Here is a 14,555-nt window from a genome sequence, read left to right as displayed (position 1 = left end):
CTGGAAGACTTCATTGTGGTGGGCCGGATTTTTATGGAGTATTGGAGCGTTTACCTGCTCCATAGGAAGATTATTTTGTAAAATATTTATGCGATTCCAAAGCTATGCAATTGCTTTAGGGACTACAACCGGTTAGGCCGGTCATAGGGTTTTAACAGCAAGCGTGCTCTTAACAAGGCGGCGGCAGTAGGGAAATGAACAACACGTTGTAGGGTGTTGTAGTCTGTTACATCCCAAAGGCCTGATCTGTGCCAGGGTGTTAAATGATCCCAGTCGGGTCTATCAATAGCCGGATACCAGCATATGCCCCATAACGGGGCATATGCAAGTACTATAGCACATTCCGCGGCAATAAAATCAATCCATAAGGGGCGTTCTTTTCCGGGATGACTGGTTTCACTGAGTATAAACGGGCGTTGGTAACGTTGATAAGCTTCCAGTAATAAGCTGCTTAAAGAGCGCCACCTGCTATCGGGTATTTCATTTAACCAGGGTAAAGAGGTGCCTGTTCCTGCGATCCATTGATTACTGTAGTAGTAATTAAATCCGAGAATATCCAGATATTCGGGCCTGCCGCCAAGTTCCGGACATATTTTGCCGGATAGTATATCCAGTACCTGGAATTGTTCTTCATGTTGCTGTATGGCAAATGCAGATTCTGCTTCACTGGCCTCTAAAGGTGCCACAATACTTACCAGGGGTTCTGTAGTCAGAAAACGGATATTGTTGTCCAGCATGTTGCAGGCTTCTATCCCTTTAATGTAGGCTTTCATTAAAGCGTATTTTACATCCCAGCCATTTCCTGAACAATAAGGTGTGGTGCCCGCCACTTCGCCGCCCAGCCATGATATAAAGCTAACCTCGTTAATAGGGGTGATAATTAAGGTGTCGGAAGGACTAATGCTGCGGTAAAATTGAATAAAGGACATGCACAGTGCAGCAAACCTGGTGGTGAAATGAGGATGTAAAGGAGTAAGATCATCCGGATAGCCAAAATGGCACATATCCCATATAACCTGGATGTCGTTGGCCTTGGCATAATGTATTACACGTGCCACACGGCTCCAGTCGTATTGATAGGGCTTTTTCTCCACCTGGCTCCAGCAGATGCCTTCCCGTACTGTTTGCATCTGAAACAGGCTTACATTTCTAAAATCCGATTCTATATGATGCAGGTGTCCTGTAATGTGTAAAAAGTCAACCCGGTTACCGAAAGCATTGAGCTGATCTGTACATTCAAAGCCAGCCATCCAGAACGATCTAAATGGACTGTGCATAGGTGTAGATCTTTGCAGGTAATAAATAGGTATTGTTATGCAACCTGGCTGTTTCTATTAACTGAAGCATTTTGCGTACGGTGCCATCCCATGACATATTTACCAGGTAGTTGTCTACACTTTTCAACCACTGCTCCTTCTCCTGTATGGCCAGCTCGCTGGCTGCTTTTTCTACAAATTCCTGTGGCGTACGGGCAATATGCACCAGATGTTTTATACCATAGGGATTAACAACATCTGTAATAGCTGTAGATACAACAGGTTTTCCTGCTGCCAGGTATTCGGGTGTTTTGGTGGGGCTGATGTACCGGGTAGATTCGTTCAGGGCAAAGCATATCATGGCAAGGTCCCATCCTGACAAGTACGCAGGTAAATCGGCGTATGCTTTAGCGCCTAAATAATGAATATTGGGTAATTGTGGTAAGCTATCGGGCTCTATTTTTACTACAGGGCCAACCAGCACCAGTTGCCAGGCAGGTTGTTGCGTGGCAATGTAGGTAAGCAAAGGGATATCCAGGCGTTCATCCAATACGCCACAAAATCCCAGGCGCGGATAAGGAATGTGCTGTTGATCGGCCGGGTCTATATGAATGGTGCGCGCTTTATGAAAATGCGCCTTGTCAATGCTGCTGGGAAAGGGGTGGATGTTGGCATGCTGATGCTTTCTGACTTCATAAAGACTTTGGCCACCTGTAAACACCAGGTGTGCAGATGCCAGTAGTTTTTTTTCCAGCCGCTTTAGTTCAGGTGGTGCAAATTTAAAGGCCGACAATTCATCCATACAATCATACACTACCAGATGCGGGTTGCATAAACTACCCAATGGCAGGGCCATGGGCGTATAATACCAGCACATATATTGTGTAACCCTGTTTTTATCCAGCAAAGCTTTTAAAAGCAGGTATTGCCGCAGGGGTACATCGGCTTCTTCTGCACCTTTTTCCAGGTGCGGCTGTATCACTATCACAGCTTCCTCACTTACATGCGTTACAAAATGATCTTCTGTTGCGTGAAACTGAGGTTCCTCTACGTAAAACACACGTCCTTGCCTGGCAAACCTGCCCATTAAATGTTGCGGGCGCTGATACACGAAATCCCATCGCAGATGGGAGAAACATATTATATCCATTAATTACTATTTACGGCATTGAAAGGAAAAGGGTATATGTGCAAGTGAGGTTGCGGCAGGGGTATCATTTTTAGGTACCGGGTTGTATAAGTAAAAATAGCAGGAAGGTTGTGCTCCTGCTATTGAATATGCTTACGCTTCTCCTTCTTCTGTGGCTGCTTCGTAGTTAATAGATGCTGCAATGGTGCTCAGGTTTTCATCTGTTTCCTTTTCCTCTGTCAATGTTGTTTTCAATAATTCTGCCACTTCTTCCAGTCCTAAAACGGTTGCCAGCTGAGCCAGCGCACCATAGGTGGCTATTTCATAGTGTTCAATTTTTTGCGATGCGAGTATAATACCTGCATCACGGGTAGAAGAACCGTCTTCTGTGTTTTCAATAATAGAGGCTCCCTCTATGGCCAATCCTTCCATAGCTTCACATTTCTTTGCCTGTGCTTTCATACCCAGGTGTTCAAAAACCTGGTCCAGCCTGGCTACCTGTGTTTTAGTTACTTCCAGGTGTTCGCCAATGGCGCCTGCCAGTTCCTGGCTGGTGGCCGATTTTTGCATTTTAGGTAAGGTTTTTACCAAATGCTTTTCTGCCCAGTAAATGTCTTTTATTTCGTCTTTAAACAACTCCAGTAAGGCAGGCTCTGTAGTTGTGGGTGGTTTTTGTTTTTTAGCAGTGTTCGTGCTTTTAGAAGAAGATGATGCTTTTGACATTTTATTGTTATTTGCTATTAACTCAGAATAATCATGCCAGCGCTTTTATATAAATGATAGGGATTGCCAGGATATATATGCTAACTAGGTGAGTGGCACAGGGCTATCTCTTTTTTTTACTTGTATCATCTGCCGGCAGGAAGATTTTGTTAATGGTATAAAGATATTGTGTAAGTGTTTTCGGGTAGGGAATAGGGCAGCCAGGATAAATACAGGTTTCCTGAGTAAAATAGTACCCCCTAGCTGTATACACTGTTATAAAAAAATGAAGCATTTCAATGGCGGTAATGTTTTATTAAAAGTGTCTATACTTTGGATGTCCGTTTTTAGTCCAAAAGAAAACTGTGACTTATAAGGGCCAGTAAAGCTGAATGCTGGCCCTATTAAAAAAATATAGAAAAATATGGCGGCCTTGTGCTGGCTACCGTGTCTTAATGACAACTGTTTATGTAATTGACTATGGAAAAGAGAAATATTATCATCGTTGAAAACGATGTGGATGAGCAGCTGCTTATGCGGGAAGGATTTGAAAAATCGGGCTACTTTAACCTGCTGGCTCCTTTCAATAATGGAAACGACCTGCTGTATTGGCTGAATGCTAACCCGGATGTTATTCCGGATGTGATATTGTCTGATTTAAACATGCCGGGGAAAAACGGGTATGATATAATGGTAAACTTACAAAAGATTGCAGCTTATGCAGAAGTACCATTTTTTATTATGTCTACTTTATCTAATCCTGTTCTTGTGCAAATATGCCTTTCACGAGGAGCGGCCGGGTTTCTGGTAAAGCCCCGGGTTTATATTGATTATACTACGTTTGCTTGCCAGTTGAACGCATTGGTTCTGCAAAATGTCTGGCAAAAACAAGGGGTTGGGGTAGTGTAACGCCCCACCTGGGTTTATAAGGGGATGTCGTAGAATAAGCCGCTGTTCTCAGCGGTTTTTTTTATTATTGTCAGTAAGGTGATTTTATAGATAATGAAATTGATGATGTGTTATAATGCTTGCTGTGGAATGTTTTATGGTCTCACTGTTTTCAGGGATAGTTACCGTAACATTTTTAAACTTGTTTAGGATAGAAGTATTTTTAATGTGTAGCGTAACCAGAGAATCATCTGATGTGTTTTTTTAGATATTGCAGGTATATACCATTCCTGATGGAGTTTATTATATTATGATGCAAAAGAATTCAATACAAGCTAACGTGTTATTGAAGTTGTAGACCTAAAATCCAATATATGAGTAAACCCTGCCTGCTCTCGCTAAGCGATGAAGAATTGATAGGATTATTACCTGTTAATAACGATGAAGTATTTTCCAGTTTGTATCGGCGATACTGGGGGCCATTGGTGCTTTTTGCGGCGAATTACATAACCGATAAGGATACCTGTAAAGAAGTAGTGCAGGAATTCTTTACCTCCCTGCTTGTAAAGCGGTCATTGGTAAATATAAAAACTTCAGTAGCCGCGTACTTATATAATGCACTGCGTAACTACATTTTTAACTATATCCGCAACTCCTCTGTTTATTCCAGGCATGTCAAAGGGGCTTTCCGCCTGGGAGGGCAAGTATTTGCCGAAAATAATGTGGAACAATTTGTTCGTATGAGTGAACTGGAAAGAACCATAGATGGTTGTTTAGTGAGCATGCCCCTAAAGTACCGGCAGGTATATGTTTTACACTTCCGGGAATATTATACATTACGAAAAACTGCTTACCTGCTGGATAGGCCGGTGGATACTGTTGAAAAGCAATGTCGCCGTGCGGTAAAATTGATCAGGGACAGGTTGAGTTGTCATAGGTGATAGCTGTTGTCTGATGTATTATCCGGCATAGTGTTTATGTTACGGTTACATTTTTATACAGGGATATATAAATTATATATTTGTGATACCGTAACATTTTGTTCTTTTCAGCATGAATAAGTAAGACTGATTGCTGTAATTAAGTACCAAATTAACTGTAGCTAACTCTGAAATTTGCTTTGCTTTTAATTGTTGCTATGTATTGCTATTTCATAATGTGTTTAATGTGATTCATTTAACCTATAAAAAAATGATATGTTCATGTCGAAAACACTGATTAGTGAAGTGGAAGTTTATTCACAATTAGATACCATTACTAATTCGCCGTTGTTTAAAGGGTCAAAAGTGTTGACCATTCTGCTTAAATTTATTGTAAAGGAGACACTGGAGGGTAGGGGTATGCAGCTGAAAGGGTATACTATAGCTATTGGGGCGTTGGGGTATAAGCATAAGGTGGATGAGCATCATCTTGCCATGGTGCGCATTTATGCAGGAAGGCTGAGGAAATTGTTGCAACGATACTACAGCAACTGTCATGACGGTGATGAAATTATTATTAAAATTCCAAAAGGAGGATATAATCCCCGGTTTGTGCGCATGTCAAAAACTACCTGTGTGCTGCTTATGTTGCTAATAAATGTAGTGTAGGTGATGGTAATATGATATAGATGACTGTTTTTTGTGAATGATTCATATATCCAGGAATAGAAAACTTGTAACAGTTGAAATATGCTATAGAAGTAATTGGGTTAAAGTAAACTGCTATTGAGTAGTTGTTGATGCAGGGGGATGGTACAGATGATTATTGTTTTTTATGTAGGTGAATAATGGGGTGTATCTACCTATTGGCATGTGAATGTGTACACGGTCGGTTTGACGATGAGTATGATAATACCTGTCCAGTAGTTTCCTTAACCGGCCTGCATATATTCTTACATGTGGTGGTGATTGTGGTGATATGGCTTTGTTGTGCTTTAATCCTTTCACTGCAATAGTGTATTCCTTAATTTCATTTTCTCTGCCAGCAAGGGTCTCTGTTACTATAAATGCTAAAAAGCTGGATAAAACTTTATTGTGCATAAATACCTCAGATTGTAAAATCTGGTCCAGCTGGTATTCTATATCTGTAAAATAAGGTTGAAGTGCGTGTGTGTCCCCTGTCATAATGTCTGTTTTTATTAGAGGTTATTAATATGGAATGCTAACCCCAATTACTTTAACTGTTACAAGTGTTAGTTCAAATATATGTATATGGGTTGTATCGGAATTGTGGTAGTACGTTTTTCCCTGTAGGCGATTAAATAGTTTTTTATTGTAATGAAATATTATATAGATATTTATAAGCTGTATTTTATATTTTCTGAAATTTACCTGTACGCGCTGAGTGATGAAAATTTGGTGCCGTTGTTTGATAAGCTTTTTGGTGAGCAGAAAAGACTGCTGATTGAAAGATTGGTAAAGCCGGAAGAAAATACAAGTATTCAATTTTGGAGCATGTATAATGCTTATGAAAAAGAAAGAAGAATGTTAAACAGTGCCCGTTTTGCTATAGTGAATGAGTACCTGAGAAGCGGGCATCTCTCCGAAAAACATTTTCATAAACGCATTTCTATCCGTGCGTTTAAAAACGGGATTGCTTTTATAGAACTGTGGAGGAAATACCGCAATGATTTCTCGGAAGTGATGGGGGTAGAAAGGGCTAACCGGTTTATAGAGCTGGAAATGTATTTACAAAAGCAAACCAAGATGGCATTGCAGGATGCTATTCCTTTTTTTCAGGAAGTAGAAACAATTTGGGCCAGTAATAATGGTGATTATGACTTCTGGTATGATGAAACCGGGTATGTTACCCAGGTTGGGTAAACGGAATGGGGGTGCTGTTGCCAGTTCAAATGTTTACATTTGCAACTGTATTTCAAAAACAGGAGTCGCTGAAAAACATAAACGTATATAAAAGGATAGCTGCCGCTGCTTTAGTAGCGCTGTATGCGTTTATTGTAACTCCTGTGCGCCTGTGGCACCATCATGCCAAACTGCGACATTCTGTTCAGGGATGTATAAAAGAAGGCGATCTGCCGGGTATACAACTGTTAAAAGCGGGTCATCATATTTATTGTCCGCTCGATTCCGATCATTATACTATACATATGCACACGCCTTCGTTCTTCCTGGAAGGTGATGTTGTATCGGTTTCAGGTAGCCGTAATGGGTGTTATCACATTTCATCTATTGCTGTCTTTATTTACCATGCAGCCAATAAGGGGCGGCCCTTTTTTAATGTGTAGTTGTTAACAAAAACAAGTAGGGGGTTAATGGCTACACATGATATATTCAATGCAGTGAAGGTAGCCACACACATTGGCATTATGAAACAGGGTAGCCTGGTGCATACCGTAAAAGCAGGTAATATTTCTGCTGCCGAACTGCAACAACTGTATCTGGAAACTATTTAAAACAACAAACAGAATAAAATTCGAAGATGCGGGCGGTAAACCGGTTTTTTTCTGCGGTTTTGAAAGGATGCGAGAATTATATTCTGTTTGTGTAGAAAGTTGAGTAGAATGTTCTCTTATTTGTTTTAAATTTAGAATATCGTTCTGAATAAAGCTGATTGTAGGTATGGGTGTTCGTCTCGATGATATTGATTTACAAATACTAAGACTGGTGCAGGATAATGCCCGGATTTCCAATGCCGATCTGGCAAGGGAGCTGGGCATGGCCCCAAGTGCAGTATTGGAAAGGGTAAGAAAGCTGGAACAGAAGCAGGTGATCAAAGGGTATCACACTGTAATAGATCCGGCGGCTGTAGATCAGAAATTACTGGCGTTTATCCATATCCGAACCAAAGACACGGATATAGAAGATATAGTAACAGCGGGCGATCTGGCTAAGATTCCCGAGGTGCAGGAAATACACCATGTGGCAGGAGAAGACTGTTTTATTGTAAAAGTACGTACGGCCGATTCCGCTTCTTTAATGCACCTGTTGCGCAATGTTATTAAAAAGCTGCCGGGGGTGCTGGCTACCAGAACCACCATTGTACTCGAAACCTCTAAAGAGCAACAGCAAGTAGTTATACCAAAACAATAAATAGTATATTTTATGGGCGCTAACGAGAAACAAGCCACCACTGCAGCAGTGGTGCTGGCTTTCGCTACCGTATACATTGTATGGGGCAGCACTTACTTCTTTATTCAACGGGCATTGGTGGGCTTTAGCCCGGTGATGCTGGGGGCTTTCCGTTTTACTACTGCAGGCTTATTGATGATGCTATGGTGTGTATTGCGCAAAGAAAGCCTGTTTAACCGGCAGCAGATAAAGTATGCTGTTATTACCGGCCTGTTGTTGCTGTTTGGTGGTACGGGGGCGGTAATGCTGGTTGAAACCACTTTGCCCAGTTCGTTGGTAGGTGTAATCATTACCTCAGAAGTAGTGTGGCTGGTGTTGTTTGATAAAGCCAAATGGAAAGAGAATTTTGCGAATAAAGGCACTATTCCCGGCTTATTGCTGGGGCTTACCGGCGTGTATTTTCTATTTGCGGAAAGAATACAGCAGGGCAGCTTATCTGGTTCGGGCTGGGCGCAGGTGGGCATGTATGCTATATTGATTGGAGGTACTATGAGCTGGGCCGCCGGTTCTGTGTTTTCCAAGTATAAAGCGTTTGGTTCCTCTACTGTAAACAGTGCCTGGCAAATGCTGGCGGCAGGTGTGGCGTTTTTCATCACCGGTGCGGTGAATGGTAATTTACAAAGCTTCCAGGTGCAAAGCGTGCCGGTGAATGCATGGCTTTCTTTACTATACCTGGTGCTGGCTGGTTCGCTGGGTGCGTTCAGTGCTTATGTATGGTTGCTGAAAGTGCGGCCTATTACACAGGTGAGCACGCACTTGTATGTAAACCCGGTGGTGGCCGTGTTGCTGGGGGTGTTGTTTGCTGATGAGCATATGAGCGGTTTACAGGTAGGTGGACTCACGTTTATTTTGGTAAGCGTATTGCTGATTAATCTTACCCAATACCGCCGGAAAAAGCAGGCTACTGCCGGTGAAACGAATGCGGGTAATTCCGCATTAATGTTTGGCACAAAAGAAAAATGTGTATTGTAATTGATGTGATACTGTGAGTGTTTTGCCGGATAATTGTGTCGGCAATTTTGTGTTATCGTGCCATTAATAATAAGTGCTGCCGGGTAAAAGTGTTGTTAGCCACCGTAATCTTGGAGTATCTGAGGACTAGCCTGGGGTTTGTACCTGTTTCGCCCTATCTGGATAAAAGGCAGGCTACGCAATCCGGCGTTCCGGTGGTGCGGGAATATAGGGCCTGTTATACCAATTACCGGGAAGCTATCAGCCAGATGAGCGCTACTTCGAGCGTGATGTTTTTGGAGGGGATGGCAGCGAAGTAATTCCTGGTAACTTCTTTTGCCATTTTTGTGAACCAATTGGTGTAATGTGTGTTATAATCCATTATAGTGTATGCTGGCAATAGATGCACCTATGAAGGCAAATAGCATAATTATAGAGATTTGCTGTTATGTTGTGGGAGATATTCCCTTCTTTGCATCATACCTACCATATCAATTGTAGTACAGTTGGTATTACCTGTCCAATATTCTATTAAATCACCTGTTGTTTTTGCAAGCCGTATAAAATGGGTTTCAGTGTAAATTGGCCATATAAACTTATGTAAGTCCTGTAGTGCTTTTGTTTATCTAATGCAGGCAGGCGGGAGCAGGCTGCCGGATAACTCTTTTGCAAGCTGAAGTAGAAGTGTACACAACCGGCAGTCTGCGTAGAACGCCCTTTTTCAACGGACAACAGGTATATTCTAAAGGGTTTGATATGCATATAATAGACAAGGATTATGCTCCTGCATGTTAATGCAGGAGCATAATGAATCAGTGGTTCTGAGTAAAATGAACAGTCCTGATATCGCTTTGAATATGCAAAACGCTGGCAGAAGCCAAAAAGGTGTTATTGAATATGAAGCCCTTTCCTAAATAAATCACATTAAAAAAATACTATAAGCCACCTCAAAAGGGTGGCTTTTTCGTGTCTACTTCTCTTTGGATGAAATGGTGTAATTCCGGAATCATGCTTTGCTTAGTAGAGGAACTCAAATGATGTCTTTACAGAGCTTCATGTTGAAACATGCTTGATTATATTAAGATGGTTACAAAATATCCTCCGCGTTCTTCTTTAGCAACCCCGCCAATATTTCAATGGACTTTTTCCGGTAGGCATCTGCAGGCCAGGCAATAGTTGCTTTGCGTTGCATGTTTTTTCCTTCCAGGGGGATGGCTTTTAAAGTGTGGTAGCCATGTGTAGATACCTTCATGAGAATAGTACCTATGTTGCCGCCTTTTATCATTTCCAGTATAGTATGTACATCGTTGCAGTCCATCCGGATATCGGGCTGTAGTTTCCCCTTTTCAAATGATTCGTCCATAAAGCGCCGTATGCTGTAACTTCTTACAGGTAATATCAGCGGAATGGTAACGGCCTCTTTTAGCGTGATGCTTTTGTTGCGGGCCAGTGCATGATTGGTGGGTACTACCAGTGATAGGGAAGAGGTAAATAATGTTTCAAATGCAATGCTTTCTAAAGGGGAAGAGGAGGCAAAGGACAGTACCATATCCAGTTTGGAAGCAGATAGCTGTTCCAGTAAAGCATCGGTAGTGCCATATTGTATATGCACCTGCACGTGTGGATACTGCGTAGTAAATGCCTGCAGGGCTTTTACCAGCAACTGCGTAAGTCCGTAAGTGGCTCCGATAGCGATACTGCCTGTTTGCAGGTTCATGAGATCGTTCAGCATTTCCCGGCCTGATAAGGCATCCTGTAATGTCTGGTTGGCATAGGGGAGGAATAACCTGCCGGCTTCGGTAAGGTGGATACGCTTGCCAATGCGGTTGAACAGGGGAATGCCTAGTTCGTCTTCCAGTTGTTTAATCTGTTGCGATAAAGTACTCTGGCTAATATACAGTGCCTGTGCAGCTTCTGTGAAGTTAAGCAGCTCAGCGGCTTTGGTAAAGTAGTTTAACTGGCGTAGTTCCATACCTGCAATATAACTAAAATTGTAAATCGGTAAATTCGATGATCAAAATCGAAAATGACCGTTTTGCCGATTTACGCCTTCGTGCCATCTTTGAGTCATCAAAACGAAATTTTTATGAAAACGCAAACAACTAACCCACGTCAGCTTTCTCATTCAGTTGTAAGTCATGTAATGAATGTGCCTATTGAAAAAGTAGATATTGCCGATTGGTTATTAAACCTGCCCGATGCAGAATACCAACGTTGTTCTACCGCTCACATAGCTGCCGGTTCTTCGGTTACGGATGACGGACGCCCGATGTCTATTAATGTAGAAACAATAGGCAATGCTACTATCATACAGCACTATGTAGCGGAAATACACGAACCACACTATTGCCGCATGGTTTCTATCTCTGATGCTATTTCTGTGAACGGAAGAACCAAAGTAAAAGTGCAGTGGGAATTACGGGCCACAAAAATTGATGATACGCATACTGAATATACCAACGAAATCAATGCCTTTGCTACGGATGAGTTCCTGGAGTTTATTGAAGAACACAAAATTACTTTAGAAGAAGCGGCCAATGCCCGCCAGAATGCATCTGACAGTCATAATAAAGAAGAAACGCCCAACTTTGCTAAAAGTATTGAACGCAAAGCCTTACTCAAATAAACCGATGAACCGTATACGCAAACACTCAAAATAAACTATATGAAAGCAGCTGTTATTACCCAACCAGGCGCACCGGATGTATTGCAATGGAAAGAATATACTACCCCCGTATTAGGAGACATAGAGGTGTTGATTGATGTGAAAGCGGCAGGTATTAACCGTGCGGATATATTGCAAAGGCAGGGTAATTATCCGCCGCCACCAGGTGTAAACGCTGAGGTGCCTGGTTTGGAAGTAGCAGGTGTGGTAGTGGCTTGTGGTGCGGGCGTTAGCTTGTGGAAACCCGGTGATGAGGTGTGTGCTATTATGGCGGGCGGTGGTTATGCCAGCCAGGTAGCCGTAAAAGAAGGCCAGTGTTTGCCCGTGCCTGATGGACTTTCCTTTGCAGAAGCGGCCAGCCTGCCGGAAACTGTATTTACGGTATGGTCTAATGTGTTTCAGCGGGCCCGCCTGCAACCGGGTGAAACCTTGCTGGTACATGGTGGCGCCAGCGGTATAGGTATTACCGCTATTCAGCTGGCGCACGCACTGGGCAGCCGGGTAATAGTAACGGTGGGCGAGGAGGAGAAAGGGCGTGCCTGCATGGTATTAGGAGCCGACAGATATGTGAACTATAAAACGGATGCCTTTGAAAAGGTATTGGCGGATGAGCGGGTAGATGTGATACTGGATATGGTAGGTGGCGATTACCTGGCAAAAAACGTTCAGCTGGTGAATGAAGAGGGCAGGATTGTATATATCAATGCCATGGAAGGATCATTGGTGCAGCTGGATTTATGGAAGGTGATGCAAAAACGAATTGCCATTACCGGTAGCACATTACGCGGCAGGCCATACGCCTATAAACACGCGTTAGCTGATGAGGTGCGCAAACATGTTTGGCCGTTGATAGCTTCCGGTGCTTTCAAACCTGTAATCTACCAATCGTTTCCTTTTGAAGAAGTGGCCAGGGCACATGCCTTAATGGAAGCAGGCAGGCATATTGGGAAACTGGTGTTAGTAGCAGATTAAATGTGGTAACAGAATAAAAGCTTTCCCCTTGGGTTTGAAACACAGGCAGTGTTGTAAAAGGCGTCTCATTGTATAATGGGACGTCCTCTTTTTATCAGGAAGTATGCTTGTTAAATGGCGCATGACTGCTCGGTCATTACGCTTTCCTGCGCCCGGCAGGAAAATATCGGTGCTTATCGATAATTACATTACTTTCGCGCCACATTGGTTTTTAACACAAGTTTCACGGTGTTAGAATTAATAGGGAATCAGGTGTAAATCCTGAGCAGTCCCGCTACTGTAAGTTCTGTAAACACACTTTCGCATCTACATGCCACTGTTTTTAGTGAATAAAAATGGGAAGGCCGTTGAAAGTGAGAACAAGCCAGGAGACCTGCCAATGTAGATACATTTTAAAGCTTTCGCGGATGAGGCTTGAAATACTATAATCTGGGCTGAAATATTTTCAGTGTCTGTTTGTATTCCTATTCTTTCCGGTGAGCTGTAATAACAGTTAAGAGAAAAAATCCAATTTGAATCAGACATTTATGAAAAAAAGCTTTTTAGCATTGGGGGCGGTCGTTGCCCTGGTAACAGTATCCTGCTCTAAAAAAGACACGCTTGTTTCTTTACCTGCACCGGAAGTAGCTATTGAAAATGTGACTGCACTGAATGATGTGGCACAGGAAGATACGGTAGTGTTTAAAGTGAAAGCCACCGGCGGCAGTGCTTTTGTCTGGACGGTAGATGGTAAGGATGTAACGGTGAAAGATTCTCTTTTCAGTTTTGTATCCAGTGATTTAGGGGAGCACACTATTGCAGTAACTGCTTTAAAAAATGACAAAAGCAACTCGGCGGAGGCCAGTGTTACCGTACACGGCAAATACAAATACGGCACATTTATATTGAACGAAGGTAACATGACCACGGAGAATGGCTCACTTACTTTTATCAGTCCCAATGGTGTAGTAACGGATAGTGTTTATTTTAAAGTAAATGGTACAGAGCTGGGAAATGTAGCGCAGGATTTATTCATTTCTAATAATAAAATGTACATCATTTCGCAAAACGGGAAAACAAATGCGGTAGGCAATTCTTTTTCCAATGATGGTATGTTGATAGTGGCGAATGCAGAAACATTGAAAAAAGAAGCGGCCTATAATGATGAACTCACTGCCCTGAAATGGCCTACACACGTAGCTGTACTCAATGCGGAGAATGTGATATTAAGAGATAACAATGGTTTATACCGTTTCAACAGCACCGCTAAAACGCTTACTTTTATTAAGGGTTCGAAGTCGGCCGCCAAAATGACTATGGCTGTTTCCAACAATAAAATATTCGCTGCCGCCGGCACCAAAGTATATGTAGTAGAAGCGGATAAAGACACTCTTACTTACGCTTTAGATATGAAAGCTACGGTGAGTGGTGTGGTAAGAGCCAGCGATGGTAACATATGGGTGTCTACCACTACTGCCCCTGCTAAAATTTCCAAGATCAATTACAGGGATTATTCTTTGATCAAAGCCAATGAAATTGCTATTGGTAGCCTGAGTGCCGGATTTGGCGCTACTCCGGGTATTACGGCCAAAGGTGATACATTGTACTTTAGCGGTGCGGGAACTAAAATATACAGACATGTGTTCAGTATGGGTTCTACTGAGTTTATGGGTGATGCTAAAACCATGGTAGAGAACGCCAATATTGTATACAACAATATCGCAGTACATCCTTTAACCGGTGAAGTGTATCTGAACACGATTAAAGCATATGGATGGGATTACCTGATAAATAATATCAGTGTGTTCAATTTCAACAATGCAGCGCCATTAAGATTGAACTATCAGAACTATACGAATTTTCCGGCGGGTATTTTCTTTACTTATAATTTCAAGTAAGCTTTGCCCGGGTTTGGATAAAAAAAGCTGTCTCCTGAATATTCA

16 protein-coding genes and 1 riboswitch are annotated in these 14,555 nt (G+C 42.3%); of the genes, 12 read left to right on the top strand and 4 right to left on the bottom strand.

Annotated features, from left to right (window positions below; translation table 11 throughout):
• Positions 1 to 122: 122 nt before the first annotated feature.
• The 3 genes from FLA_RS16675 to FLA_RS16665 form a co-directional block, all read right to left on the bottom strand.
• On the bottom strand, positions 123 to 1,277 hold the full coding sequence (locus FLA_RS16675) for an amine oxidase (protein ID WP_076381525.1): 1,155 nt from the start codon (positions 1,275 to 1,277) through the stop codon (positions 123 to 125).
• Positions 1,261 to 2,406 carry a glycosyltransferase family 1 protein gene (locus tag FLA_RS16670; protein WP_076381526.1) on the bottom strand — a complete coding sequence of 382 codons (1,146 nt, stop codon included), beginning with the start codon at positions 2,404 to 2,406 and terminating at the stop codon, positions 1,261 to 1,263. The genes FLA_RS16675 and FLA_RS16670 overlap by 17 nt, the downstream gene beginning before the upstream one ends.
• A 132-nt stretch (positions 2,407 to 2,538) precedes the next feature.
• On the bottom strand, positions 2,539 to 3,108 hold the full coding sequence (locus FLA_RS16665; protein ID WP_076381527.1) for a YciE/YciF ferroxidase family protein: 570 nt from the start codon (positions 3,106 to 3,108) through the stop codon (positions 2,539 to 2,541).
• A 459-nt stretch (positions 3,109 to 3,567) separates the two neighbouring features.
• On the opposite strand from FLA_RS16665, the gene FLA_RS16660 reads away from it, so the two are divergent.
• The 9 genes from FLA_RS16660 to FLA_RS16615 all read left to right on the top strand — a co-directional run bounded on the left by FLA_RS16660 (position 3,568) and on the right by FLA_RS16615 (position 9,316).
• Positions 3,568 to 3,996: a response regulator gene (locus tag FLA_RS16660; RefSeq protein WP_076381528.1), complete on the top strand. Its 429-nt coding sequence runs from the start codon at positions 3,568 to 3,570 to the stop codon at positions 3,994 to 3,996.
• Between the two features lie 353 nt (positions 3,997 to 4,349).
• Positions 4,350 to 4,916: a sigma-70 family RNA polymerase sigma factor gene (locus FLA_RS16655; RefSeq protein WP_076381529.1), complete on the top strand. Its 567-nt coding sequence runs from the start codon at positions 4,350 to 4,352 to the stop codon at positions 4,914 to 4,916.
• A gap of 261 nt (positions 4,917 to 5,177) precedes the next feature.
• Positions 5,178 to 5,564 carry a hypothetical protein gene (locus FLA_RS16650; protein WP_076381530.1) on the top strand — a complete coding sequence of 129 codons (387 nt, stop codon included), beginning with the start codon at positions 5,178 to 5,180 and terminating at the stop codon, positions 5,562 to 5,564.
• 669 nt (positions 5,565 to 6,233) lie between these two features.
• Positions 6,234 to 6,779 carry a hypothetical protein gene (locus FLA_RS16640; protein ID WP_076381532.1) on the top strand — a complete coding sequence of 182 codons (546 nt, stop codon included), beginning with the start codon at positions 6,234 to 6,236 and terminating at the stop codon, positions 6,777 to 6,779.
• 29 nt (positions 6,780 to 6,808) lie between these two features.
• Positions 6,809 to 7,201 carry a hypothetical protein gene (locus tag FLA_RS16635; RefSeq protein WP_144264130.1) on the top strand — a complete coding sequence of 131 codons (393 nt, stop codon included), beginning with the start codon at positions 6,809 to 6,811 and terminating at the stop codon, positions 7,199 to 7,201.
• A gap of 27 nt (positions 7,202 to 7,228) precedes the next feature.
• Positions 7,229 to 7,369, top strand: coding sequence for a hypothetical protein (locus tag FLA_RS16630; RefSeq protein WP_197705798.1), 141 nt, complete (start codon positions 7,229 to 7,231; stop codon positions 7,367 to 7,369).
• A 166-nt stretch (positions 7,370 to 7,535) separates the two neighbouring features.
• Positions 7,536 to 8,006 carry an Lrp/AsnC family transcriptional regulator gene (locus FLA_RS16625; RefSeq protein WP_076381534.1) on the top strand — a complete coding sequence of 157 codons (471 nt, stop codon included), beginning with the start codon at positions 7,536 to 7,538 and terminating at the stop codon, positions 8,004 to 8,006.
• A gap of 12 nt (positions 8,007 to 8,018) precedes the next feature.
• Positions 8,019 to 9,017 carry an EamA family transporter gene (locus FLA_RS16620; protein ID WP_076381535.1) on the top strand — a complete coding sequence of 333 codons (999 nt, stop codon included), beginning with the start codon at positions 8,019 to 8,021 and terminating at the stop codon, positions 9,015 to 9,017.
• 110 nt (positions 9,018 to 9,127) lie between these two features.
• Positions 9,128 to 9,316 carry a hypothetical protein gene (locus tag FLA_RS16615; RefSeq protein WP_144264131.1) on the top strand — a complete coding sequence of 63 codons (189 nt, stop codon included), beginning with the start codon at positions 9,128 to 9,130 and terminating at the stop codon, positions 9,314 to 9,316.
• 767 nt (positions 9,317 to 10,083) lie between these two features.
• Here FLA_RS16615 and FLA_RS16605 read toward each other — a convergent pair.
• Positions 10,084 to 10,968 (bottom strand): LysR substrate-binding domain-containing protein, encoded by an 885-nt coding sequence (locus tag FLA_RS16605; protein WP_076381538.1) that lies wholly within the window; start codon positions 10,966 to 10,968, stop codon positions 10,084 to 10,086.
• Positions 10,969 to 11,082: 114 nt separating this feature from the next.
• Here FLA_RS16605 and FLA_RS16600 point away from each other — a divergent pair, with 114 nt between their 5' ends.
• The 3 genes from FLA_RS16600 (at position 11,083) to FLA_RS16590 (ending at position 14,510) form a co-directional block, all read left to right on the top strand.
• Positions 11,083 to 11,622, top strand: coding sequence for a hypothetical protein (locus FLA_RS16600; RefSeq protein WP_076381539.1), 540 nt, complete (start codon positions 11,083 to 11,085; stop codon positions 11,620 to 11,622).
• A gap of 39 nt (positions 11,623 to 11,661) precedes the next feature.
• Positions 11,662 to 12,633 carry an NAD(P)H-quinone oxidoreductase gene (locus tag FLA_RS16595; RefSeq protein WP_076381540.1) on the top strand — a complete coding sequence of 324 codons (972 nt, stop codon included), beginning with the start codon at positions 11,662 to 11,664 and terminating at the stop codon, positions 12,631 to 12,633.
• A gap of 188 nt (positions 12,634 to 12,821) precedes the next feature.
• Positions 12,822 to 13,028, top strand: a riboswitch (cobalamin riboswitch).
• Positions 13,029 to 13,160: 132 nt separating this feature from the next.
• Positions 13,161 to 14,510, top strand: coding sequence for a DUF5074 domain-containing protein (locus FLA_RS16590; RefSeq protein ID WP_076381541.1), 1,350 nt, complete (start codon positions 13,161 to 13,163; stop codon positions 14,508 to 14,510).
• Positions 14,511 to 14,555: the final 45 nt, after the last annotated feature.

This window comes from Filimonas lacunae, assembly GCF_002355595.1.
Lineage (GTDB): Bacteria > Bacteroidota > Bacteroidia > Chitinophagales > Chitinophagaceae > Filimonas > Filimonas lacunae.
The sequence above is the reverse complement of the archived record's forward strand: the minus strand, read 5'-3'. Positions and strand labels throughout refer to the sequence as shown.

Bases quoted from the DNA above. Each gene is read 5' to 3' on its own strand.
- FLA_RS16675 (WP_076381525.1), bottom strand. From the start codon at position 1,277: ATGCACAGTCCATTTAGATCGTTCTGGATGGCTGGCTTTGAATGTACA.
- FLA_RS16670 (WP_076381526.1), bottom strand. From the start codon at position 2,406: ATGGATATAATATGTTTCTCCCATCTGCGATGGGATTTCGTGTATCAG.
- FLA_RS16665 (WP_076381527.1), bottom strand. From the start codon at position 3,108: ATGTCAAAAGCATCATCTTCTTCTAAAAGCACGAACACTGCTAAAAAA.
- FLA_RS16660 (WP_076381528.1), top strand. From the start codon at position 3,568: ATGGAAAAGAGAAATATTATCATCGTTGAAAACGATGTGGATGAGCAG.
- FLA_RS16655 (WP_076381529.1), top strand. From the start codon at position 4,350: ATGAGTAAACCCTGCCTGCTCTCGCTAAGCGATGAAGAATTGATAGGA.
- FLA_RS16650 (WP_076381530.1), top strand. From the start codon at position 5,178: ATGTCGAAAACACTGATTAGTGAAGTGGAAGTTTATTCACAATTAGAT.
- FLA_RS16640 (WP_076381532.1), top strand. From the start codon at position 6,234: ATGAAATATTATATAGATATTTATAAGCTGTATTTTATATTTTCTGAA.
- FLA_RS16635 (WP_144264130.1), top strand. From the start codon at position 6,809: ATGTTTACATTTGCAACTGTATTTCAAAAACAGGAGTCGCTGAAAAAC.
- FLA_RS16630 (WP_197705798.1), top strand. From the start codon at position 7,229: ATGGCTACACATGATATATTCAATGCAGTGAAGGTAGCCACACACATT.
- FLA_RS16625 (WP_076381534.1), top strand. From the start codon at position 7,536: ATGGGTGTTCGTCTCGATGATATTGATTTACAAATACTAAGACTGGTG.
- FLA_RS16620 (WP_076381535.1), top strand. From the start codon at position 8,019: ATGGGCGCTAACGAGAAACAAGCCACCACTGCAGCAGTGGTGCTGGCT.
- FLA_RS16605 (WP_076381538.1), bottom strand. From the start codon at position 10,968: ATGGAACTACGCCAGTTAAACTACTTTACCAAAGCCGCTGAGCTGCTT.
- FLA_RS16600 (WP_076381539.1), top strand. From the start codon at position 11,083: ATGAAAACGCAAACAACTAACCCACGTCAGCTTTCTCATTCAGTTGTA.
- FLA_RS16595 (WP_076381540.1), top strand. From the start codon at position 11,662: ATGAAAGCAGCTGTTATTACCCAACCAGGCGCACCGGATGTATTGCAA.
- FLA_RS16590 (WP_076381541.1), top strand. From the start codon at position 13,161: ATGAAAAAAAGCTTTTTAGCATTGGGGGCGGTCGTTGCCCTGGTAACA.